We start from the raw sequence: 21,279 nt of genomic DNA, 5'->3' as shown, positions 1-21,279 counted from the left end.
GTTGTGTCGACGAAAGACGAGAAACCGATTTCAGGCCGAACTGCTGTTGCCTGAACTGCTGTTGTTGCCGCCGCCCTGTCCGCCTTTCTGCTCCTGAACCCACTGCTGGTATCCGCTCTGTGACCTGACCTCCACCGTGCTCAGCATGTTCGAGTGACCGACGCCACAGTACTCCGCACAGTAGACCTGGTAGGTCCCCTCTGTCGTCGCCTCCGTCTTGATGACGTTGTGCTGGTTCGGGATGGCGTCTTGTTTCAGTCCGAGTTCCGGCGCGTGGAACGAGTGAAGCCAATCCTTCGACGTGACGTTGAGATACACGGGACGGTCTTTCGGGATGACGAGTTTGCTCGCGCCCGTGATGTTCTCCTGCGGGTAGTTGTAGGTCCAGATGTACTTCTCGGCCACGACTTCCACTTCGACCGCGTTCTCCTCCATGTTGTTTGCGTCCTGTGGCGTCGTCGTAACGTACTCGTTCGCCATGACGCCGTAGGAGGCGTACCCGACGAACAGGAGGACGATAGCGGTGGCGACAGTCCACGTGATTTCGAGTCGCCGGTTCTCCTTCGTCGGGAGCGGGTTCTCGTTGTTACGGAACTTCCATACGGTGTAGATGAGGATACCCTCGACCAGCACCGTAATAGGAATCGCTGCATACAGCAACTGAGTGTTCAGCGTTCGGATGAGTTCCTCGGTCGTCGATTCGTATGCCAACACGGGGTCGACTGCGACCGTGAGGAGCGCCGCACCGAATACCGAGACGAACGCTAGCCGCTTGGAATCCATACTGCCTTAGGCTTGGGAAGTACTCCATAAATATGTGCTGTCTTCGCCCTCGCAGGAAGTCGGATGGTCTAAGTAGACGGGAACGTAATCGTCGTACAACGGTGGCACTGCAGCATCTCTCTTCGGGTCGATTCGAGCGCGCACTGACAGCGACCGCAGTCGGCGTCTATCTACTGGTCGTCGTCGGTGCCACTACTTCGCTCACCAACGCCGCGACGGCGTGTCCGACGTGGCCCGCCTGTAACGGTCACTGGGTCGTCCCACTCGACGACCCGAAACTCGCACTCGCGTGGGGACACCGCGTCGTCGCACTCGTCGTCGGCCTGCTTCTCGCTGGGACGACACTCTTCGCGTGGATGCGCGAATCACGAACTCGAAAGCGAGTCCGTATCGCGCTCTCGACGGCCGCGACGCTGTATCCGGTACAGGTCGGCCTGGGTGCGCTCGCCGCGACGACGGCGACGACCACGGCGTTCGCCGCCGTCCACCTCGGCGTCGGGATGGCGATCTTCACCGGTTGTGTCCTCGCACTCGCGTGGACGCTCGAACCGACGGAGAAAGACGGCCCGATAGCGATGGGGATTCGAGACGCCGAGATGCCCGAGGCTCCGGACGCCCAGCCCTCCACCGGGCCGAAAGCGACCGTCTATGCCTACTTCCGGATGATGAAACCTCGGTTGATGTGGCTCCTGTGTCTCGTCGCGTCGGCCGGGATGGCGCTCGCGGCTGGACCGACCCTCGACGTCGGAACCGTCGTCGCGACCCTCTCCGGCGGCGTACTCTCCATCGGTGCGAGCGGGACGTTCAATCACGTCCTCGAACGCGACGTCGACCAGCGGATGAATCGAACCGCCGACCGTCCGGCGGCGACCTCCCAGATTCCGGTTCGGAACGCGGTGGCGTTCGGTCTCTTCCTCACGGCCGCCTCCCTCACTGTCTTCCTCTCGGTGAACCTGCTTGTCGCCGTCCTGGGACTGACCGCCATCGTCTTCTACAGCGTGGTGTACACGCTCGTACTGAAGCCGAACACGGTCCAGAACACGGTCATCGGTGGCTTCGCGGGGTCGCTCCCGGCGCTCATCGGCTGGGCCGCCGTCACCGACGGAGTTGGCCTCCCGGCGCTGGTGCTCGCGGGCATCATCTTCCTCTGGACGCCCGCACACTTCTACAACCTCGCGCTGGCGTACAAAGACGACTACGCACGCGGGGGATTCCCGATGATGCCCGTTGTCCGCGGTGAGGTCGAAACTCGCAAACACATCCTGCTGTGGCTCGGGGGAACGCTCCTCGCTGCGGGCGTGCTCGCCACGGTCACGACGCTCGGATGGCTCTACGCGCTCACGACGGTCATCTTCGGGGCAGTCTTCCTCGTGGCGGTCGTCAAACTCCACTACGAACGCGACGAACGGGCGGCGTTCCGGTCGTTCCACGCTTCGAACGCCTACCTCGGGGCGCTCCTCGTCGCGATAGTCGTCGACGCACTCGTACTATGAGCACACGAATCGCACGATTCCGGCCGACGGGAGAAACCGTGCTGTGGGGAGCGGCGTTGCTCAACGCCGAACTCCTCTTGCTCCTGTTGTACTTTTCGCTCTCGAATCACTCCGGCGGCGAACTTCGCTACCTCCTCTATCCGTTCGTCTGGATAAACGTCGCCGTGTTCGCGGTGTGGGGGACCAACCCAGTCGCACGGAGCGACCGCGACAGGGTACTGGGAATCGCCGTCGCAGTGGGCTACTTCCTCGTCCTCGGCTACGTCGGCGGGCTTTTCGGCCCTGCCCACTCGATGGCGGGGATGACGTCGGGAAGTCTCCGTATCGCGTGGCTCCCGCCGGGATGGGGACCTGCCCTCCTCTACAACGGCGACCTGGTTCGGCTCTCGGTCCTGCCGTTCAAACTGGTCGGGTACCTCTCGCTCGCGTATCTCGTCTACGCTACGGTCCTCGACGCCGCAGGGTCGACCGTCGCTGGCATCCTCGGCCTGTTTTCCTGCGTGAGTTGTACCTTCCCGGTCGTCGCCTCCATCGTCACCGGTATCGCCGGTGCGGGAACTGGCCTGGCGACGACGGTCGCGTCCGGTTCCTACGACATCTCGACGGTGGTGTTCGTCGTCACCGTCGCACTGCTGTACTGGCGACCGACGATGCGGTGACCGCATCGAATACGATTGGAGATGGCTGAAAGACGGTGAGTGAAAAGAGCGTTCGAGGTTACGACGACTCGCCCCACGATTCGAGCGTTCGTCGGTGTTCCTCGGCGCGGACGGCCGGGTCGGCGTCGCTGATTTCCGCTATGGTCTCGAAATTCTTCATCAGTCGGACGAGGGTAGACAGTCGATAGCAGTGGCGACGGTCGGAAAACCTCCCATCGCGGGCGAGCGAGTTCGTCCGATTGTACCCCTCGTACAACCGCTCGCGGAGACGTTTCTGTCGGGATTCCTGTAGTTCCGGTCTGTTCGTCAGCACCGCCTCGGTCTGTACGAGTTCGTACTCCGCGTGGCCAGTCGCCGGTTCGCCCCAATCCAGAACCGCGTTCGTGACCGTGCCGCCGTCCCAGTTTCCGGCTACTGCGTCGGAATCGAGCAGGAGGTTCGCGAGTCGGTAATCGTGATGCATGAGAACGGGGTCGAACTCGCCATCGAGCCGGCTGCTGGCCGTTTCTGCTAAGGATTTGAGCCGTGGGACGAGGTCGGAAAATCGCGTTTCTGTGAGCTGGTCGGCGTTCGCTTTCACCGCTGTTTCGAACAGTTCTGGCCAGCTATCGAATTCCGACGCGACGTGAACCGTTCCGCTTTTGTCCCGGCGAACCGGGCCGAAAGCGTCGAAATCGAACGCGGCATGCAGCTCGCCGAGATGCACTCCCGCCTCGAAACAGACCCGTTCGAGCACGTCCGGTGGGAGCTCGTCCGGTCGCAGTTCGAGGTTCACGCCATCGACGCGCTCCATGATGAAAAACGGGACGCCGAGAACCTCCCCAGAGTCAGAACCGAGGACGCGCGGTACCGGAATCGACGTTCGACGTGCGACGAGTCGCAGCAAGTCTGGTTCCACGCGAAACGCGGCGTCGTCTGTGGCGGTTCCGATTTTCAGGACGGCCTCCCTTCGGGTCGAATCGCGCTCGATGCGAAGCGAGTACACCTCGTTTTTTCCCCTGTCGAACGGACTCACTTCGGTGACGGTTGCGTCCGGAAACGTCTCCGTGACCGCTCGCACTGCTCGCTGGTACTCACCCGTCGTGCCCTCTGCGGAAGACCTTTCCCCACTCATTGACACGTCCCCTCGATGCGAGGGTTTCCTGAAATACTTTCTGGGATACCGAATCGAACCGCTTACCTGCGAACGAGGGGTAGCTTCGAGCATGACTGACACGCTCGTCGCCGAGAACCTTCGAAAGCGATACGGCGACACCGTGGCGCTCGATGGCGTCTCGCTCTCTGTCGACGAGGGCGAGGTGTTCGCGCTCATCGGCCCGAACGGCGCGGGGAAGACGACGCTCGTTCGGTCGCTCACTGGCACGACCACTCCCGACGAAGGAAGCGCGTCCGTGCTCGGCACGACGCCCGCGAGCGTCGACAAATCGCGGGTCGGCCTGCTTCCCCAATCGTTCGACCCGCCCGCACGTCTCTCGGCGCGCGAACTCGTCCAGTACTACGCGGGGCTGTACGACGACGCCACCGACCCCGACGAAGCCCTCGCGGAGGTGGGCCTGGCCGACACCGGCGAGACGTGGTACGAGAACCTCTCGGGTGGGCAACAGCGCCGCGCGTGCGTGGCGGCGACGCTCGTCAACGACCCCGACGTGCTCTTTCTCGACGAACCGACGGTGGGAATCGACCCCGCGGGACGGCGCGCGCTCTGGTCGCTGGTGGACGACCTGGCCGAGGGTGGAACGACGGTTTTCCTGACGACACACTACATGGCCGAGGCCGAACGGCTCGCCGACCGCGTCGGACTGCTCGCCGACGGCGAACTCGTCGCCGTCGGCACGCCGGAATCGCTCGTCGCAGACCACGGCGGCGAGAGCCGACTCGTCGTGGAGACGACCGCGCCGCGCTCTGCGGTCGATACCGGCTTCACCGTCGAGGAGACCGAAACGGGTCTCGTCTTCGACGGCGTCACGCCGGCGGACATCGGACGGGTCGTCACGGAGTTGAACGACCGCGACGTCGAGTACGAGGCGCTGACGTGGACCGAACCCGACCTGGAGGACGTCTACCTCCGACTGACGGGGGCGGCGCTCGGCTCGGAAACCACGCAGTACGCCGAACAGACTGCTCTCGCAGGAGGCGACCGATGACTGCGGCCGGGCGAGTGCGGGCGGAGGCGGGCGCGGCGTGGCGGTCGTTCCTCCGGCGACGAACGGCGGTCTTCTTCACGTTCTTTTTCCCCGTCATCCTCATCCTCATCTTCGCGGTGTTGGTGCAGACGAACCCTGGCGAGGGTGGGGGAGGTGGCGGTCTCTTCGCGGAGCCATCGGCCTACTACCTGCCTGGCTACCTAGCCGTCGTCGTCCTGTTCACGCCGCTCTCGCGCGTGGGTAGTTCCGTCTCTCGCCACCGCGAGTCCAACCGCTACGAGAAGCTCGCGACGACGCCGCTCACGCGCGCGGAGTGGTTACTCGCACACACCCTCGTCAACGTCGTCATCATCGGTCTGGCGGGTCTCATCATCCTCGTGTTGATGGCACTCGTTTCGAACGCGAGCGTCGCGTTCGCCGTGTTGCCGCTGGTCGCCGTCTTCGTCGCGCTCGCAGTCGCGCTGTTCTGCGGCGTGGGCGCACTCCTCGGAAGTTACGCGGGGTCACAGGACGGCGTCATCGCCGCCAGTAACGCAATCGCGCTTCCGCTGTTGTTCCTCTCCGATACGTTCGTCACGCCGGACCTGCTGCCTGCGTGGTTCAGACCGGTGATGAACCTCTCGCCACTGACCTACTTCGCTCGCGGCGTGCGGGAGTTGACCTACGACCCGCCCACCATCACCGTCGTCGTCGGGCAACAGAGTCCGCTCGCCGGGTGGGAAGCCAACCTCGCGGTGCTCGCGGTGCTCGCGGTGGCGTTCTTCGTCGCCGGCGCGCGGGCGATTCCACAGACGGACTAGCCGATTTCACCACCCGCTTTCGCCGTACGTCGCCCCGGTTCCATCGGACTACTGCGAGCGGGTCGCCGTCATCGTCTCGTCGATGGCGGATTCGTTCTCCTTCTCAGCGACGCGAATTCCATCGTAGCGAAGCTGCTCGACCGCTTTCTCGACGTGCGATTCGGAGGGAAACTCGATTTCGGTCGTTTCGACGGTACCGGCTTCGGTGTACGTCACGTCGAGGGCCGGGTCGTCGGTACTCCGTTCGACGGCCGAGACGTCGCGGGTCGGTATCGCCATGTTACGGCTTCGCACGTCGTTCAAGAACGCGAGCGCGACGAACGCGAGTCCACACGAGAGGAGCGCGTACGAAAGCAAATTGTCCGGCCCGCCGCTCAACGCGGTGTTCGTCAGGCTTCGAACTCCCGTCACGGTAGCGAGTATCGAGACGAGGAACAGACCGCGTCGTTTCGCACTCGCATACCGCCACTTCTGGCGGTGTATTCCGCCGAGGACGCTCCTCGGGATCGTCCGAACCTGTAGTCGACCGTCACGCACCGAAAAGGAGCCTCGTTCGGTTCGAACGCTCCACTCGTCACGCATCGAGCGAGATTACACCGTCGTTCGATTTAAACGTACGCGTCAGACTGGCAGGAGAAACGTGGCCACGTACTCCCACTCGTAGACGTGGTTGAGCAGGACGTAGGTGACCACCCCGAGCGTGAGCGAGAGAATCCACGCTGACGCCGCGATTCGGCCGACTCTCGCGTGTTTCGTGTTCCGCAGTTCGGCGGGCGTGTGCGTGAGCCCGAGCACGAGCGCGTACAGGACGACCGGAACGGAGACGACCGAGAGGACGATGTGTATCGCCAACATGGCGAGGTAGGCGTAGTAGATGGCACCCGTCGCACCGACGATATGTTTCTCACCGCCGCCGCCTATCTTCGTGAGATAGAGCACGAGGAAGACGAGGATGAGGCTGAACGCGGTCAGCATCGCACCGCGGTGTTTCCCGACCTCGCCCTTGCGAATCCAGTACCACCCGAGGACGAGCGACGTCGTCGCCACGCTGTTGACGACTGCGATGGCGTCCGAGAGCAGGTTGACCGTTCCGATGCTGATTTTCGGGTATATCGGGATGACGCCCGCGAACGTTCCCAGGACGAGCACGTACCCGACCGCCGAGAGCACCGCCGTCACCTTCGCGGGACTCTCCCGAGCACGCTGTCGAGCGGTCGTCGTAGCCATGCGCTGGGGTTAGGAGCGATGTGGTAAGGTGGCTTCGCTTTCCCTTCGGTTCGTCCGTGCTGCAGTCGACGCTGCTGTAACTGACGTATCGCGGTAATTTGTCGAACTGGTGAAAACCTCGTTTTCCTGGCCGTTCTTCAATTTGACTTGCGTTTTAGCAACTGGGATTTCACACGTATTTCCGTTAAAGTGAAACCCGAACACCGGGAACTGTGTCGTATGAGCGCAGATCAGGAACAGCAGTCGATTCGATGCCTCGTCGCGAAGGTCGGCCTCGACGGTCACGACCGCGGCGCGCACGTCATCGCCCGCGCCTTCCGCGACGCAGGGTTCGAAGTCGTCTACTCCGGCCTCCACAACGCACCCGACGAAATCGTTCAGGCGGCCGTACAGGAGGACGTCAACGTCCTCGGTATCTCGATTCTCTCCGGAGCGCACAACACCCTCGTCCCGAAAGTCATCGACGGACTCAAAGAGTACGACGCGTTCGAGGACACTCTCATCCTCGTCGGCGGCGTCGTACCGGACGACGACAAGGAGGAACTCAAGAAACTCGGCGTCGCCGAAGTGTTCGGGCCGGGCACGCCGATGGAAGAGACTATCCAGTTCGTCCGTGAAAACGCGCCCGAACGATGAGCGCGAAGCACGAAGATTTACTCTCGGACCTCCTCGCCGGAAAACACCGGGCGCTGGCGCGTGTCATCACGAAAATCGAGAACCGCGACCCCGGCCACCGAGACCTCGTCTCGGAACTCCACGCCCACACGGGCCACGCCGAGGTCATCGGCATCACGGGGAGCCCCGGCGCTGGCAAATCGACGCTCGTGGACAAGGTGGCGAACTACTACCGGGAACGCGGCGAGACGGTCGGCGTCATCGCTATCGACCCCTCCTCACCCTTTACGGGGGGTGCGGTCCTCGGCGACCGCATCCGGATGGCGAGCAACGTCGGTGACATGGACGTTTTCTTCCGGTCAATGAGCGCACGCGGCAGTCTCGGTGGCCTCTCCACCGCGACGACGGACGCCGTGAAAGCACTCGACGCCTTCGGCAAGGACAAGATAATCGTCGAGACGGTCGGCGCGGGACAGAACGAAATCGACATCGTGAAAACCGCCGATACGGTCGCGGTGCTGGTGCCGCCCGAGAGCGGCGACACCGTCCAGATGCTCAAAGCCGGCATCCTCGAAATCGGCGACGTGTTCGTGGTGAACAAGGCAGACCTCCCGGGCGCAGACCGTGCCGTCTCCGAACTCAAGGAGATGATAGAGATGCGCGACCACCAGCCGACCCCCGAATTCGCGGCGGGCGTCGAAGGCTACGAGTGGAAGCCGCGTGTCGTCGAGACCGTCGCCAAGGACGGCGAGGGTGTCGTCGAGTTCGTCGAACTCCTGGACGAACACCACGCGACGCTCGAAGAGACCGGAATGCTGGAAGCGAAAGCACGGACGCGCTACGCCGAGGAGATTCGCGCCCTCCTGCGGGAGGACGCAAACGACCTCGTCGCGGACGAAATCGACGCACGGGGCGGTATGGCGGAACTGGTCGAGGCCGTCCTCCAACGCGACACCGACCCCTACGCCGTGGCAGAAGAGGTAATCGCTCCGATAGCAGACTGCGTCGACGACTGATTTTGGCACAACGGATAAACGCATCCGAATCACTCTTTACCATATGAAACTCCGCAGACTTGCAACAGCCACCGCGGGTGGACTGGGAATCACCGCGCTCGCCAACCGAACGCTGAAACGACGCGCAGAATCACTCGACCCGCCACTGGACGGTCACCAGGGAACCTACCGCTGGCGGGGGTTCGACGTGGCGTTCACCGAGGCAGGCGACCCCGAGGACCCCGACGTACTCCTCCTGCACGGCGTTCACGCCGCCGCCTCGAACCGGGAGTTCGCCCAGATTTTCGAGCACCTCTCGAAACGGTACCATGTCGTCGCGCCGGACCTCCCCGGATTTGGTCGCTCGTCGCGCCCACCGGTCGACTACTCGGCACGGCTGTACACGGCCTTCGTCGTGGACTTCGCCGAAGACATGACCAACGACGCCATCTGTCTCGCATCGTCGTTGACGGGGGCGTACGCGACGCTCGCACAGACCGAGACGGGAACGTTCTCGCGACTGGAGCTCATCTGCCCGACCGCCGACACCGGGCCACGTCGCAGATGGCTTCGGGCGCTCGTGCGCTCGCCGGTCGTCGGCACCGCACTGTTCAACGCTCTCGCCAGCAAACGGTCGATTCGACGGTTCAACGAGCGCGACGGCTACTTCAGCGAGGCGTCTTACACCGAGCGAGACGTGGAGTTCGAGTGGCAGACCGCCCACCAACCGGGTGCTCGATTCGCCCCCGCGGCGTTCGTCTCGGGCTACCTCGACCCGGACGTCGACCTCGGCGACGAACTGGCGAAGGTGGACGTACCGGTGACGCTCGTCTGGGGACGAGAAGCGAAGGTCACGCCGCTCGATGACGGCCAAAAGCTCGCAGACGAAGGAGATACGCGTCTGGTCGTGTTCGACGAAGCGCGCCTCCTGCCGCACGTCGAACACCCCGGTCCGTTCCTGGAAGTGCTGTTCGACGAACTAACGCCGCTCGAACCGCAGTAGCCGTTCTCCGGTCGTCTCGGTCGTCCCGACCGTGGCCGAGACTCGCGTCCCGACTTCGACGTCGTCGTCTGCCACGCCGGTCAGTCGCACCGGACCGAAGTCGACGACGGCAGTCGTGTACGGTGCGTCGTCTGCGAACGACGGTGCTGGCACGTGGACCACGGTGTAGGTCTCTATCTCACCCGTCTCGGGGAGTGGCGTCTCTTCGAGGTCGCTCACACCGCACTCGGGACAGATACGACGCGGTGGGAGCGACCCGTGACCGTTCTCGCATTCGAGGTAGTAGGCCTCACCGTCCGCGATGGCCGCTAGCCACTCGTCGTAGCCTTCGTTCGAGTACTCGTTCATTCTCTCACCTCCAGCACGTGGACGGTCGCACTGGCGACCGTCCCACCTGCGTTGTGAGCGACGCCCGTTTTCGCGTCCGGCACGGCGTCGCTGTTGGGGTGGTCGCCACGCAGGAGACGCGTCAGTTCGACGATCTGGCTCGTCCCGGTCGCTCCCACTGGGTGACCTTTCGCCTTCAGGCCGCCGGAGAGGTTGACCGGACGCTCGCCGTCACGAGTCGTCTCACCGCGTCGCGCCGCACCGATACCTTCGCCGGGCGCGTAGAAGTCGAGGGCTTCGAGCGCTAGCACCTCGGCGATGGTGAAACAGTCGTGGACTTCGGCTACGTCCACCGCCGTCGCGTCGACGCCAGCGTCCGCGTAGGCTTCCTCGGCGGCCTCCTCGGCGGCCGGCGAGCGAGCGAGGTGATTTCTCCCCTGGAGTGCCATCCGGTCGCCGCCCTGCCCGGTTCCCGTAATCGACACTGTCGCGTCGAGGCCGTGTTTCTCTGCGAACTCGTCGCTCACGAGCACGGCGGCGGCCGCGCCGTCCGTGATGGGGCAGGCGTCGAACAGCCCCAGCGGTTCGGCGATCATCGGGGCGTCGAGCGCCTGTTCGACGGTGATTTCACGCTGGAACTGAGCGTGTTCGTTCGGCAGGGCGTGCTCGTGGTTCTTGACCGCGATCTCGGCCAGGTCCTCGCGCGACCCGCCGAACTGGTCGAAGTACGCGCGGGCCATCAGCGCGTAGGCACCGGGGAACGTCATGCCGCCCCGAACTTCGTAGAGGTCGTCCGCCGCAATGGCGAGAGCCTCGGTCGTTCCGGCGGTTCCGAGGTTGTTCATGCGCTCTGCCCCGCCGACGAGGAGTGCGTCTGCCTCGCCGTTTCGAACGTCTTTGACGGCCTGTCGAATCGCCACGCCGCTGGACGCACACGCGCTCTCGTATCGCGTGGCGGGCGCGCGAACCCCGGCGGCCTCGGCCATCAGCGGTCCCTGGTGGCCCTGGTGTTCGGCCAACTCGCCCATGAAGTTGCCGTAGTAGAGCGCCTCAATGTCGTCGCGGGACACCTCGCAGTCGGCGAACGCGCTCTCGCTCGCTTCCGCGAAGAGGTCTCTCCCGGTTCGCTCGGGATGCTTCCCGAAGTGGGTCAACCCGACTCCCGCAATCCGAACGCCTGTCATAGCGGTACCTACGGGAGGCGAAGTTAAGAAAGCCACTCCTTTCGATTTCGCGAGCGGACTCGTCGTTACTGGCCCGTCCGACAGAGCTACCGGCGGACTCCCGAAGACGAGACGCGAGAAAGAGACGGAGAGGTGGTTTGTCGATTACGACACTGCGAGGTCGTCGGCGTGCTTGACGACTTCCACGTCGTCGGCGTCGATGGCTTCGGTGTCGAGCCAGTGGGGCACGTAGTTTCGCGTCTCGAAATCGTCGCGTTCGTCCTCGGTGCCGATGACACACCAGAGCTGTGGTTCATCCGGCCCGTGCCAGTCGCCCTGTCGCGTGACGGAGAAACAGACGCGTTCGCCACCGTCGTACTCGATGATGGCGTTCTTCCGGATGCCGGGATTCCCGTGAATGATGAGCCGCTTCATACCCGGCGATTCGGAAGGCGGTCAATTAAGCGCTTCGAAGGGTATCACGCCGCCGTGCCGAGTGGAGTCGTGGGTCTCGGTCGTCTGCCGGAATCGCACATCGTCTCACGCGTCGGCCGGTGTCGCTCGTGTCGTCAGACTCGAAACCAAACGGGTTTTAAGCACCGGGACGCAACTCGTCCGTAAGGTCGATATCTATGCAGATGCCACGACGCTTTAACACGTACTGTCCGCACTGTCACGCACACCACGAACACGAAGTCGAGAAGGTTCGCACCGGACGCCGGACGGGTATGAAGTGGGACGCCCGCCAGCAGAAACGCGGCAAAGCCGTCATCGGTAACGCCGGTGGTTTCTCGAAAGTTCCCGGTGGGGACAAACCGACGAAGAAAACCGACCTCAAATACCGCTGCAGCGAGTGCGGCAAGGCACATCTCCGCGAGGGATGGCGCGCAGGCCGACTCGAATTCCAGGAGTAACACATGGCAGGAAACTTCTACACCGTCCAGTGTCCGGACTGCGAGAACGAACAGACCGTCTTCGGAAAAGCCGCAAGCGAGGTCAACTGCGTCGTTTGCGGGCACCGCCTCGCCTCGCCGAGCGGCGGCAAGGCTGAAATAGACGGCGAAGTCGTAGAGACGATCCAATCCCGATGAAATACAGTGGCTGGCCCGATCCCGGCGAACTCGTTGTCGGAAAGGTAGACGAAATCGAGGACTTCGGGGTGTTCATCGACCTCGAAGAGTATGAGGAAAAACGGGGTCTCATCCACGTCAGCGAAGTCGCCAGTGGATGGATAAAGAACGTCCGCGACCACGTCAACGAGGGCCAGACGGTCGTCTGTAAAGTGCTCGACGTCGACGAGGGCTCACAGCAGATCGACCTCTCGTTGAAAGACGTCAACGAGCACCAGCGCAGCGAGAAGATTCAGGACTGGAAGAACGAGCAGAAAGCCGACAAGTGGCTCGCGCTCGCGTTCGGCGAGGAGATGACCGACGAGCAGTACACGCACGTCGCCAACGAACTGCTCGCCGAGTTCGGGAGCATCTACGACGGCTTCGAACAGGCGGCCATCCACGGCCCGGACGTTCTCACACCCACCAACCTCACCGACGAAGAGGTCGACTCGCTGGTCGAGACGGCACGCGAGAACGTCTCGGTGCCCTACGTCAACGTCACCGGCTACGTCGACCTCCGCAATCCGAACAAAGACGGCGTCGACGCCATCAAAGAGGCGCTGAAAGCCGCCGAAGGGAACGGTGACATCCCCGAGGAAATCGAACTCGACGTGACGTACGTCGGCGCACCCGAGTATCGAATCCGGGTCAAGGCACCGAACTACAAGACTGCCGAGGCGCAACTCGAAGAGAGCGTCGCCCGCGCCCGGGCGGCCATCGAGAAGACCGGCGGCACCGCCGACTTCCACCGCGACCGACACACCGACGACGAATGAAATCGGACATCCGGGTGTGTTCGGCGTGGGAAACGGAACACGACCGCCCGGTGTACACTCTTTCTCCCACGTGTCCAGCCTGCGGAGCAGATGCCACGAACAGCGCGCCGGCCCCGTTCGACCCCGACGACCCGTACGGAGAGTACCGACGCGCTCTTAAGCGGCGCGCTCGCGAATAAGGCACATGGACGAAGTTGATATCGAAATCGTCGCCAATCCGGAGTTGGAAACGCCGGTACTCATCGAGGGACTGCCGGGTGTCGGTCACGTCGGGAAACTCGTCACCGAGCATCTTTTAGAGGAGAAAGAATCCGAACTCGTTCGAAGGGTGTACTCCGAGCATCTCCCGCCGCAAGTGAGCGTCGGCGACGACGGAACCACCGAACTCGTCTGTGTCGAACTTCACGCGTTGACGCTGGACGGACAGGACGTGCTCGTGTTGTCCGGCGACTATCAGGCACAGGACAACGTGGGTCACTACCGGCTCACGAACGCGTTCCTCGACGTCGCCGAGGAGTTCGGCGTCGAACGCGTGTTCGCCCTCGGCGGCGTGCCGACCGGCGAACTCATCGAAGAGTACGACGTGTTGGGCGCAGCGACGGACACGGAGTTCGTCTCCGAACTCGAAGAGGCCGGAGTCGAGTTCCGCGAGGACGAACCGGCGGGCGGCATCGTCGGCACGAGCGGTCTCTTGCTCGGCCTCGGTGGCCGTCGCGGTATCGACGCAGCCTGCTTGATGGGTGAGACGAGTGGCTATCTCGTCGACCCGAAGAGTTCGCAAGCCGTTCTCGAAGTCCTTCAGAACGTGCTCGGCTTCGAAGTCGACTTCGGGTCGCTCGAAGACCGAGCGGAGGAGATGGAGGAAGTCGTCGGCAAAATCGAGGAGATGGAGGCCCAGCAGGCCGCCGTCCCCTCCGACGACGACCTCAGGTACATCGGTTAGAACAGCGCCCGCGCCTGTTCACTGTATATCTGATAGATTGCAGAGACGACGAAGAGCGCGAGGAAAAACCAGACACAGCGTTCGAAATTTATCATCTGTACCGAAAAGAGGTCGAGTTGTACCGCGAGGAGGACGACCAGTTCGAGCAAGCCGAGGCCGAGATAGTACATCGCCCACGTCACGTCGTTCTTTTCGACGACCTCCATGTAGACCTCGACGTCTCGGACCCGGTCTTCCAGCGTGAGCTCTTTCGAGCGCTGGTCGTACGTGACGATACCGAGGTCGTCGAGTTTCGGCAGGTGTGTCTGGTGGAGAGAGACGTAGACGCTCTTTCGGACGTTTCGCGGGGGTGGCGACTCACCGGTTTCGAGCGCCGCGATGTGCTCTGCCAGGTCGTCGACCATAAGCGACCCGTCCACCTCTCTTAGATATCGAAGTGTTTCGCGTCGCCGGTCGTTACGGAGAACGTTGTGAATCTCACTCTCGTCGAGTTCACTTTCGTTCTCCGGATGTTTGAGTCTCATGTTCTATGGGTGACAACGGTTTCCGTTCCTCGCAGTCGTTACTCATATACATCATAACCGACGGGTATTAAGTTTGCCATTGTTTCCCAATATTAAACATTGAATAATTAAACGAAGCTCGAAAATCATGTTTGCCGACGACGGAGACGTTCGTCGTTCTCGGCGGGAGTTTCTTTATCACTCACACCCTACCAGAGTACCATGCCCGAGTGGCTGGTCGTCGGCCTCTGGCTGTCGGTGGCGGCAGCGGTCGTCATCACCGGCATCTTCCTCGCCGGGTCGCGACTGTTCCCCACCCCGAATGCGACGAACGCCACCTACGTCTTCGGAGAGGGCAAACGCCGAGTGGAGATTCGCCAGTATCTCCGCGCTATCGGAGAAGATTTCGCCGAAGACCACTTCGTTGCGGGCCAGCACGTTGCGTTCTATCTTCCCGAGCGTGACGTCGCCATCACCTTCGACGCGCGAGCCTTCTTCCGCATCGAGAAATCGGACACCTACGCCGTCCTGGTCGAACACGAGATGCCGGGGTACCATCTCGGCGACCGTCTCCCCTTCGAGACACCGACGTTGGAAGATGAGGAAGTCGATACAACGCGGGCTGCGTTCGCAATCCTCGGACTCCCGACTAGCGCGACGCTCTCGGAGATAAAGTCGGCCTACCGGGAGAAAATCAAAGACGCGCATCCGGACCACGGCGGAACGCGCGAGGAGTTCCAACGCGTCCGCGAGGCGTACACGACAGCGAAACGGCGCGCTAACTGACGTTCGCTACTTCGTAGGCGACACCAGCGTCTCTGAGGGCGTCCGTCACCCGCCCGACGCTGTCACCGGTTGCGACGATAACCACGTCCAGACCACGCTCTGCGGCCTCGGCAGCGACCGCACCGGCCGCGAACGTGACGCTCGGTTCGACCCCTGCGGAGCGAAGCGCGACGACCGCCTCGACACCGGTCGCGGCGAGCACGTCGCTTCCTTCGCACGCCGCCGCCAGTGTGCTCGAATCGACCGCTCGACTCCCGCCGGAACGAACCGGGGGAATCTGGTACACCGTCACGCGTCCCGGGTCGAGGTCGATTATCCCTTCGAACTCCGTCACGCCGACTTCGTCGCCCTCTGCTGCATCGGTCGTGGCGATGCCCGTGGCTGGTCCCTGGTCTCCGGGCGTGGCGTGGAGCAACCCGTTCTGTAGCGACAGCGTCACCGGCGACCCGGCTTCGATATCTGTCGTGGCTATCGCGGCGTCCTCACCGACGTTGCCGAGGATGTCGTCGGTGACGTGGTCTGCGAACCGCCGAACGTCCGTCGCGGACTGCAAGAGCCAGTCGACGCCCTCTTTCGTCACGCTGTAGCGCGAGCGACCCTCCTTTTCCACCAGTTCGTCGTCTACGAGTCCCCGGATGTACTCGCTCACTGCCTGGCTCGTGACGCCGACGGCGTCTGCTATCTCACCCTGGCTCACCGCCGGTTGGCGGTCGGCGATTTCGGCCAGGATGCGAAATCGGGTCGCGGCGCGTTTGTCGTCCAGCACGTCGGCCATGCCCCGACTGTCGGGGGGAGCGATAAAAATACCAGCGGTGTCCCGTCGTTTTCTGACCTCGAAAGCGAGCGTCAGGTCTATATTTCGGGACGACAAGTGTCGAACAGTGACCGCCGTGCTCCCCGTAGCCTTCCTCGACGTACCCGCGTGGCTCCCCGACGTGCTCGCCTGGCTGGTCGTCACGGCGTTCGTCGCAACCGCCGTCATCGAACGGTACGACCGCCACACTGCTCGCACCGTCGGAGCCGGAGCGTGGGTGCTGTTCGGCGCGTTCTGGGGCATCCTCTTCCCACGGTTCGCCTTCGAAATGAAGAGCTTCGTGGAAGGAACTCTCAGCCTCGCAGCGGTGCCCCTCTGCGTGTACGCAGGGTATCAACTCTACTCGGGTCGAGACTCGTTGTTCGTGCTCTCGCGGGCGGTGGCGGCGATGGGCGTCATCTACCTCCCGTTTTCGAGCGTCGAGTTCCTGCGAGAGTGGCTGGTCGAACAGGTGAGCTACCAGACGAACGCCGTCATCGAACTGCTCGGGTACGACCCCGAGTTCACCACGGCCGAGGAGAACGGCTACCACAGTGCGTTCATTTTCACCGACGAGACGGGCCACTCCTACTACACCTACCTCGTCCTCGCCTGCACCGGCATCGGGAGCATGAGCATCTTCGGCGGCCTCATCGCGGCCGTGAAAGCACCGATGCGCCGGAAACTCCGAGCGTTCGCACTGGCCGTCTCCATCATCTGGGCGCTGAACGTCGTCCGCAACGTCTTCATCGCGCTGGCCTTCGGCAACCAGTGGTTCCAGTACTTCGTCGGCCCCATCACCAGTCTCGTCGGCTACAGCGACCCCGGCATGGTGTCGTTTTTCATCGCCGACCGCGTCCTCAGCCAACTCCTCGCGGTGGTCGCGCTGGTCGGTATCCTTTGGCTCGTCGTCCGCGACCTACCGGAACTGGTGACGGTCATCGAGGACGTGGCGTACCTCGTCACTGGCCGGGAGTACGACCTCTCCCACGCCATCGGCAGTGACGATGCCATCCCGGGTGAAGAGAGCACCATCAGGGCCGATGGAGGACGCTGAGTTCGCCGACCGGGCGGCCTACCTCCCCGGTGCAGACGCGCTCGTTCTCGCAGACCTCCACGTTGGGAAAGACGCCACCTCCAGCATCGAGTTCCCACTCGGCGAACGGCGCGACCTGACGAGTCGCTTCGGCGCTCTGCTCGACCGATTCGCTCCGAGCGAGGTCGTCCTCGCGGGCGACGTGCTCCACGCCTTCGACCGGATTCCCGACGATGTGCCGGACACCCTCGCAGACCTCCGGACGCTCGCCGAAGAAGCGGGTGCGACGCTCGTCGCAGTTCGGGGCAATCACGATTCGATGCTCGACGAACTGACCGACGCCTGTGACGAGTACCGCCTCGCCGACGACACGCTGGTCTGTCACGGTCACGCGGAACCCACGACAGACGCACCGCGCTACGTCGTGGGCCACGATCACCCGGCCATCGAAATCGAAGGCAGACGCCGACCGTGCTACCTCTGGGGATCGAACACCTTCAGCGACTCGGACGTGTTAGTCCTCCCGGCGTTTACCCGCCTCGCCACCGGCACCGTCGTCAACGGCATGCGCGGGAACGACTTCCAGACTCCGTTCGTCACCAGTTCGGACCCACTCCGCCCCATCGTCTCCGACGACGCGGGCGAGACGTACCGGTTTCCGCCGCTCGGACAGTTTCGGGAGATGTTGTGAGCCACGAACCGGTCACAGGTCCTCGTACACCGCGCGGGCGGCCCTCCGCCCGCTCTCCATCGCGGCGTTGAGCGAGGAGGCGTCCGTGTAATCGCCAGCGAGGTAGACCCGTCCTCGACCGGTTTGAGCGTCCGGCAGGGTATCGAAGATGCCAGGCGGTTGGGCGAACTGCGCGAACTCGACTCGGTCGGTGTGCAGGTGTTCGAGGTTCGAGAACGTTCGCTCGGGATACCACCCTCGAAGCGTCTCTCGAACCGTCTCGGCGAGGTCGTCGTCGCCCCGGTCGGGCGTGCCCAGGAACGTCGCGGAAAGCAGTTCGCGGTCGTCGGGTGCGTACTCGAGCGCGACCGCGGACAACGGGACGATTTCGTTCGGCGCGTCGTCCGCCGCGTTCAACACGATTCGTTTTCCCGCGTCGAGCGACTCGGCGTGCGCGAAGTACTGGGTGACACAGCCACGGGCCGCCGTCGGAATCGACTCGACGCCGGTCAACTCGCGAGCGGATTGCGGGTCGGTCGCGACGACGACCGCGTCGGCGGAGAGCGTCTCGCCGCCGACTTCGATAGCCGCCTCGTCACCACTCGACTCGACTGCCGACACCTCGTCTCCGCAGTGAATCCTCGCACCCGCCTCCCGCGCCGTCGCCGCCAACTGCTCGGAAATCGCACCCATCCCGTCCGCCGGAATCGCGATTCGGCCAGTCGAGAGCATCTTGAATGTGAACTCGAACACCTTCTTCGACGTGGAAAGCGACCGGTCGAGCGTGATGCCGCCGTAGAACGGCCCGGCGAAGCGGTCGCGGAACGCCTCCGAAAATCCTTTCTCGCGAAGATACTCCTCGATGGTCCGGTCGTCCCCGGCGAAGATTTCGCGGTTCGGCTTCCGGGCGAGTTCGCGCCGGAGTCCCAGGACTCGCACCTTGTCGGCGAGACGCACCTCGCGGTTCGTCGCCGACTCGAACAGGGCGCGTGGGTCGCGGAACGGGTCGGCCAGCACCGACCGCCTGCCGGGACGGGCCAACACCGCACCGGGGGCGAAATACCGCAAATCGAGGTCGTCGTAGTCGAGTTCGCGTCGTGCGGCGGGGTAGGCGGTAAAGAGCACCTGAAATCCCCTGTCGAAGACGAAGCCGTCTTCCCGTTGGGAGCGGACTCGCCCGCCGACGTCGTCCTCGCGTTCGAATAGCCGTACGTCGATTCCCAGTTCAGCGAGCCGTCGCGCTGCGACCAGTCCCGCGAGTCCAGCTCCGACGACGATGACGGTTGTCATGTACGAAAATCGTTCGTGTCGCCTAAACGTTTCTTGGCCTAACTCGTGTGGGGTTTTTTCATACGTCGATGCCAGTTTGACTTTCAGATAGGCCAGTGGCGAACGACGGTCGTTTAGCCAGACCTACCGTTCGATCAGTAGTGACCGAATCTCCTCGCGGAACTGCGTCCCCTCGGGCAGTTCGCCCAGCGAAAACCACTCCGCTCTCTCTATTTTTGGTTCGCGTGCGAGCGCACGACCACCCACGCGCCGGGCGACGAATCCGGCCTGCAACACCGGTACGAGAATCGAGTTCCCGTAGTCGAATCGGAGCGTTTCGGTGAATCGCAAGTCCGTCACCTCGCAGTCGATTCCCGCCTCCTCTCGGGTCTCGCGCTCGGCGGTCTCGGCAGGTCGTTCTCCCGGTTCTCCCTTCCCGCCTGCCGGTTCCCACGCGGGAGAGTGGCCCGAATCCCGTATCAGCAGAATCCGCCCGTCGTCCACGACGAAACAGACCGCGACCCACGGGAAGATGTCGTCCGGGGATTCCGGGAATTCGTGTTCCGGCACCCGGATTGGGTCGCGCATCCGGTGGGGAACGTCGCCCCACCGGTCCGTCAGCGAAGCGCGCAAACTGTCGGCGCGCTCCGCGAGTTCCGGCCGGACGGCGTCTGGTTGCATGACTGTCAGTTACCATCTAGGAACAAAAAAGCTGAGGAATGAACAGTGCTTAGTGTCCGCCCACGAAGGTTCGACTATGGAGACGACGGACGCTTTCATCGGCCTGACGTGTCTAGATTGCGACGAGACATTCGGCGCGGAGGTGGGAACCCACCGCTGTCCCAACTGCGGTGGCATCCTCGACCCGGACTACGACTACGACGAAATCGAACTCTCGCGGCGTGACCTCGAATCCCGGCCGTTCGAGACGATGTGGAAGTACGCCGAACTGCTCCCGTTCACCCGGGACTCGGCGGTGACGATGGACGAAGGTGCGACGCCGCTGGTCGAGTGTCCGAACCTCGCCGAAGAGATGGGCGTCGGGCGCGTTCTGTTCAAAGACGAGGGGCGCAATCCGACCGGGACGTTCAAAGACCGCGGGCAGACGATGGCGGTGACGGCGGCGACACAGCACGGAGCGAGCGACGTGGCGCTCGCATCCGCCGGGAACGCCGGGCAGGCCGCCGCGGCCTACGCCGCGCGCGCCGGACTCGCCTCGCACGTCTTCCTGCCGACGCGCGCGGGATTCACGAACAAGGCGATGGTGAACGTCCACGGGGGCGACATGACCGTCGTCGAAGGCCGAATCGGCGACGCTGGCGCGGCCTACGCCGACGCGATGGACAACGAGGACTGGTACTCCGTCCAGACGTTCGTCACGCCCTACCGTCACGAGGGGAAGAAGACGATGTTCTACGAGATCGCCGAACAGATGGACTGGGAGGTCCCCGACGCCGTGGTCTACCCGACCGGCGGCGGCGTCGGACTCGTCGGGATGCACAAGGCCGCAAAGGAGTTCCGCGAGTTGGGCCTCACCGACGACCTCCCGGCCATGTACGCCGCCCAGTCGACCGGATGTGCGCCCATCGTGAAAGCGTGGGACGAGGGCAAGTCGGTACACGAAGCGTGGGAGACGCCCGACACCATCTGTGGCGGTATCGAGATTCCGGACCCCGGCGCGAGTCCGCTCATCCTGGACGCCATCCGCGAGAGCGACGGCGGTGTGGTCGCGACGAGCGACGAGGAGATTCTCGATTCCGCCGTCGCCGTCGCCCAGCAGGAAGGGCTGGAGATGGGCGCGACCTGTGCCGCCGCCGCGAGCGGGGCGTGGGAACTCGCCCAGCGAGGGGAGTTCGACGAAGACGACACCGTGGTGTTGCTCAACACCGGCGCGGGCAACAAGGACGACGACGTGCTCCGCAGCCATCTGATGGGCAAGGGCGTCTGAGACGAAACGTATGTCCACCTCACCGCTTGAGAGGGCGCTCGTCTTCGGCGTCGCCGGGTTCGTCCTCACGTTTCTTCTCTCGCTTTTCGCGCTCGGATACGGTCTGCGAGCGAGTCTCCAACTGTCGATTCCCCCGGCAGTCGGCGTCGCTATCGGCATCTACATCGCGAATCGGTACGTCGTTCGGAACTGAGAGAACCGACCGACTCAAAACCACCTCGATTGCCGCCTCAC

28 protein-coding genes are annotated in these 21,279 nt (G+C 63.5%); 17 read left to right on the top strand and 11 right to left on the bottom strand.

Annotated features, from left to right (window positions below; genetic code table 11):
* Positions 1–30: 30 nt before the first annotated feature.
* On the bottom strand, positions 31–783 hold the full coding sequence (coxB, locus tag ACR3FF_RS01830) for a cytochrome c oxidase subunit II (RefSeq protein WP_458185512.1): 753 nt from the start codon (positions 781–783) through the stop codon (positions 31–33).
* 107 nt (positions 784–890) lie between these two features.
* Here coxB and ACR3FF_RS01825 point away from each other — a divergent pair, with 107 nt between their 5' ends.
* Positions 891–2,276, top strand: a complete 1,386-nt coding sequence (locus ACR3FF_RS01825; protein ID WP_458185628.1) for a heme o synthase — start codon at positions 891–893, stop codon at positions 2,274–2,276.
* Complete coding sequence (locus tag ACR3FF_RS01820; protein WP_458185510.1) at positions 2,273–2,935, top strand: DUF7546 family protein; 663 nt, start codon at positions 2,273–2,275, stop codon at positions 2,933–2,935. The genes ACR3FF_RS01825 and ACR3FF_RS01820 overlap by 4 nt, the downstream gene beginning before the upstream one ends.
* A gap of 58 nt (positions 2,936–2,993) precedes the next feature.
* On the opposite strand, the gene ACR3FF_RS01815 is transcribed toward ACR3FF_RS01820, so the two are convergent.
* Entirely contained in the window at positions 2,994–4,049 is a 1,056-nt protein-coding gene (locus tag ACR3FF_RS01815) for a phosphotransferase family protein (RefSeq protein WP_458185508.1), read from the bottom strand.
* A gap of 91 nt (positions 4,050–4,140) precedes the next feature.
* Between ACR3FF_RS01815 and ACR3FF_RS01810 the strand changes: the two genes are divergently transcribed.
* Positions 4,141–5,079, top strand: a complete 939-nt coding sequence (locus ACR3FF_RS01810) for an ABC transporter ATP-binding protein (RefSeq protein ID WP_458185506.1) — start codon at positions 4,141–4,143, stop codon at positions 5,077–5,079.
* Positions 5,076–5,879 carry an ABC transporter permease gene (locus tag ACR3FF_RS01805; RefSeq protein WP_458185505.1) on the top strand — a complete coding sequence of 268 codons (804 nt, stop codon included), beginning with the start codon at positions 5,076–5,078 and terminating at the stop codon, positions 5,877–5,879. The genes ACR3FF_RS01810 and ACR3FF_RS01805 overlap by 4 nt, the downstream gene beginning before the upstream one ends.
* A gap of 48 nt (positions 5,880–5,927) precedes the next feature.
* On the opposite strand, the gene ACR3FF_RS01800 is transcribed toward ACR3FF_RS01805, so the two are convergent.
* Positions 5,928–6,461: a hypothetical protein gene (locus tag ACR3FF_RS01800; protein ID WP_458185503.1), complete on the bottom strand. Its 534-nt coding sequence runs from the start codon at positions 6,459–6,461 to the stop codon at positions 5,928–5,930.
* Positions 6,462–6,500: 39 nt separating this feature from the next.
* Positions 6,501–7,106 carry a DUF420 domain-containing protein gene (locus tag ACR3FF_RS01795; protein WP_458185501.1) on the bottom strand — a complete coding sequence of 202 codons (606 nt, stop codon included), beginning with the start codon at positions 7,104–7,106 and terminating at the stop codon, positions 6,501–6,503.
* A 219-nt stretch (positions 7,107–7,325) separates the two neighbouring features.
* Here ACR3FF_RS01795 and ACR3FF_RS01790 point away from each other — a divergent pair, with 219 nt between their 5' ends.
* The 3 genes from ACR3FF_RS01790 to ACR3FF_RS01780 are packed head-to-tail and all read left to right on the top strand — an operon-like array spanning position 7,326 to position 9,719.
* Positions 7,326–7,742 (top strand): cobalamin B12-binding domain-containing protein, encoded by a 417-nt coding sequence (locus tag ACR3FF_RS01790; RefSeq protein WP_458185499.1) that lies wholly within the window; start codon positions 7,326–7,328, stop codon positions 7,740–7,742.
* Positions 7,739–8,737 (top strand): methylmalonyl Co-A mutase-associated GTPase MeaB, encoded by a 999-nt coding sequence (gene meaB, locus ACR3FF_RS01785; protein WP_458185497.1) that lies wholly within the window; start codon positions 7,739–7,741, stop codon positions 8,735–8,737. The genes ACR3FF_RS01790 and meaB overlap by 4 nt, the downstream gene beginning before the upstream one ends.
* Positions 8,738–8,780: 43 nt before the next feature.
* Positions 8,781–9,719 (top strand): alpha/beta fold hydrolase, encoded by a 939-nt coding sequence (locus ACR3FF_RS01780; protein ID WP_458185495.1) that lies wholly within the window; start codon positions 8,781–8,783, stop codon positions 9,717–9,719.
* Here ACR3FF_RS01780 and ACR3FF_RS01775 read toward each other — a convergent pair.
* The 3 genes from ACR3FF_RS01775 to ACR3FF_RS01765 all read right to left on the bottom strand — a co-directional run bounded on the left by ACR3FF_RS01775 (position 9,696) and on the right by ACR3FF_RS01765 (position 11,644).
* Positions 9,696–10,067, bottom strand: coding sequence for a Zn-ribbon domain-containing OB-fold protein (locus ACR3FF_RS01775; RefSeq protein WP_458185493.1), 372 nt, complete (start codon positions 10,065–10,067; stop codon positions 9,696–9,698). The two genes, ACR3FF_RS01780 and ACR3FF_RS01775, sit on opposite strands and share 24 nt — an antisense overlap.
* Positions 10,064–11,230, bottom strand: a complete 1,167-nt coding sequence (locus ACR3FF_RS01770; RefSeq protein ID WP_458185491.1) for a thiolase C-terminal domain-containing protein — start codon at positions 11,228–11,230, stop codon at positions 10,064–10,066. The genes ACR3FF_RS01775 and ACR3FF_RS01770 overlap by 4 nt, the downstream gene beginning before the upstream one ends.
* Before the next feature lie 144 nt (positions 11,231–11,374).
* Complete coding sequence (locus ACR3FF_RS01765) at positions 11,375–11,644, bottom strand: HAH_0734 family protein (RefSeq protein WP_458185489.1); 270 nt, start codon at positions 11,642–11,644, stop codon at positions 11,375–11,377.
* A gap of 197 nt (positions 11,645–11,841) precedes the next feature.
* On the opposite strand from ACR3FF_RS01765, the gene ACR3FF_RS01760 reads away from it, so the two are divergent.
* From ACR3FF_RS01760 to ACR3FF_RS01740, 5 genes are read left to right on the top strand one after another with little or no spacing between them, the layout of a single operon-like run.
* The gene (locus tag ACR3FF_RS01760) at positions 11,842–12,123 is read left to right on the top strand and encodes a 50S ribosomal protein L44e (RefSeq protein ID WP_458185487.1); all 282 of its coding nucleotides are present in this window, start codon (positions 11,842–11,844) and stop codon (positions 12,121–12,123) included.
* Between the two features lie 3 nt (positions 12,124–12,126).
* Positions 12,127–12,300: a 30S ribosomal protein S27e gene (locus tag ACR3FF_RS01755; RefSeq protein WP_458185486.1), complete on the top strand. Its 174-nt coding sequence runs from the start codon at positions 12,127–12,129 to the stop codon at positions 12,298–12,300.
* Positions 12,297–13,097 (top strand): translation initiation factor IF-2 subunit alpha, encoded by an 801-nt coding sequence (locus ACR3FF_RS01750; protein ID WP_458185484.1) that lies wholly within the window; start codon positions 12,297–12,299, stop codon positions 13,095–13,097. The genes ACR3FF_RS01755 and ACR3FF_RS01750 overlap by 4 nt, the downstream gene beginning before the upstream one ends.
* Complete coding sequence (locus tag ACR3FF_RS01745) at positions 13,094–13,276, top strand: RNA-protein complex protein Nop10 (RefSeq protein ID WP_458185482.1); 183 nt, start codon at positions 13,094–13,096, stop codon at positions 13,274–13,276. The genes ACR3FF_RS01750 and ACR3FF_RS01745 overlap by 4 nt, the downstream gene beginning before the upstream one ends.
* A gap of 5 nt (positions 13,277–13,281) precedes the next feature.
* Positions 13,282–14,040: a proteasome assembly chaperone family protein gene (locus ACR3FF_RS01740; protein ID WP_458185480.1), complete on the top strand. Its 759-nt coding sequence runs from the start codon at positions 13,282–13,284 to the stop codon at positions 14,038–14,040.
* Here the strand turns inward: ACR3FF_RS01740 and ACR3FF_RS01735 are convergent.
* Positions 14,037–14,564, bottom strand: a complete 528-nt coding sequence (locus tag ACR3FF_RS01735; protein ID WP_458185479.1) for a DUF7344 domain-containing protein — start codon at positions 14,562–14,564, stop codon at positions 14,037–14,039. The genes ACR3FF_RS01740 and ACR3FF_RS01735 overlap by 4 nt on opposite strands.
* Before the next feature lie 201 nt (positions 14,565–14,765).
* Here ACR3FF_RS01735 and ACR3FF_RS01730 point away from each other — a divergent pair, with 201 nt between their 5' ends.
* A complete protein-coding gene (locus tag ACR3FF_RS01730) occupies positions 14,766–15,329 on the top strand; it encodes a J domain-containing protein (protein ID WP_458185477.1) in 564 nt (187 codons plus the stop codon).
* On the opposite strand, the gene ACR3FF_RS01725 is transcribed toward ACR3FF_RS01730, so the two are convergent.
* Positions 15,322–16,104: a DUF7839 domain-containing protein gene (locus ACR3FF_RS01725; protein WP_458185475.1), complete on the bottom strand. Its 783-nt coding sequence runs from the start codon at positions 16,102–16,104 to the stop codon at positions 15,322–15,324. The two genes, ACR3FF_RS01730 and ACR3FF_RS01725, sit on opposite strands and share 8 nt — an antisense overlap.
* A 106-nt stretch (positions 16,105–16,210) precedes the next feature.
* On the opposite strand from ACR3FF_RS01725, the gene artA reads away from it, so the two are divergent.
* Together artA and ACR3FF_RS01715 are read left to right on the top strand one after the other, a co-directional pair.
* Positions 16,211–17,179, top strand: coding sequence for an archaeosortase A (gene artA, locus ACR3FF_RS01720; protein WP_458185473.1), 969 nt, complete (start codon positions 16,211–16,213; stop codon positions 17,177–17,179).
* A complete protein-coding gene (locus ACR3FF_RS01715; RefSeq protein ID WP_458185472.1) occupies positions 17,166–17,849 on the top strand; it encodes a metallophosphoesterase in 684 nt (227 codons plus the stop codon). Before artA ends, ACR3FF_RS01715 begins: the two co-directional genes overlap by 14 nt.
* 12 nt (positions 17,850–17,861) lie before the next feature.
* Here ACR3FF_RS01715 and ACR3FF_RS01710 read toward each other — a convergent pair whose 3' ends face one another.
* Together ACR3FF_RS01710 and ACR3FF_RS01705 are read right to left on the bottom strand one after the other, a co-directional pair.
* Positions 17,862–19,118, bottom strand: coding sequence for an NAD(P)/FAD-dependent oxidoreductase (locus tag ACR3FF_RS01710; RefSeq protein ID WP_458185470.1), 1,257 nt, complete (start codon positions 19,116–19,118; stop codon positions 17,862–17,864).
* Positions 19,119–19,241: 123 nt separating this feature from the next.
* Complete coding sequence (locus ACR3FF_RS01705) at positions 19,242–19,778, bottom strand: NUDIX domain-containing protein (protein ID WP_458185469.1); 537 nt, start codon at positions 19,776–19,778, stop codon at positions 19,242–19,244.
* Between the two features lie 76 nt (positions 19,779–19,854).
* Here ACR3FF_RS01705 and ACR3FF_RS01700 point away from each other — a divergent pair, with 76 nt between their 5' ends.
* A complete protein-coding gene (locus ACR3FF_RS01700) occupies positions 19,855–21,045 on the top strand; it encodes a threonine synthase (protein WP_458185468.1) in 1,191 nt (396 codons plus the stop codon).
* A 10-nt stretch (positions 21,046–21,055) separates the two neighbouring features.
* Complete coding sequence (locus ACR3FF_RS01695) at positions 21,056–21,238, top strand: hypothetical protein (RefSeq protein WP_458185467.1); 183 nt, start codon at positions 21,056–21,058, stop codon at positions 21,236–21,238.
* Positions 21,239–21,279: the final 41 nt, after the last annotated feature.

This window comes from Haladaptatus ordinarius (genome assembly GCF_054177595.1).
This window is presented reverse-complemented; position numbering and strand designations above follow the sequence as displayed.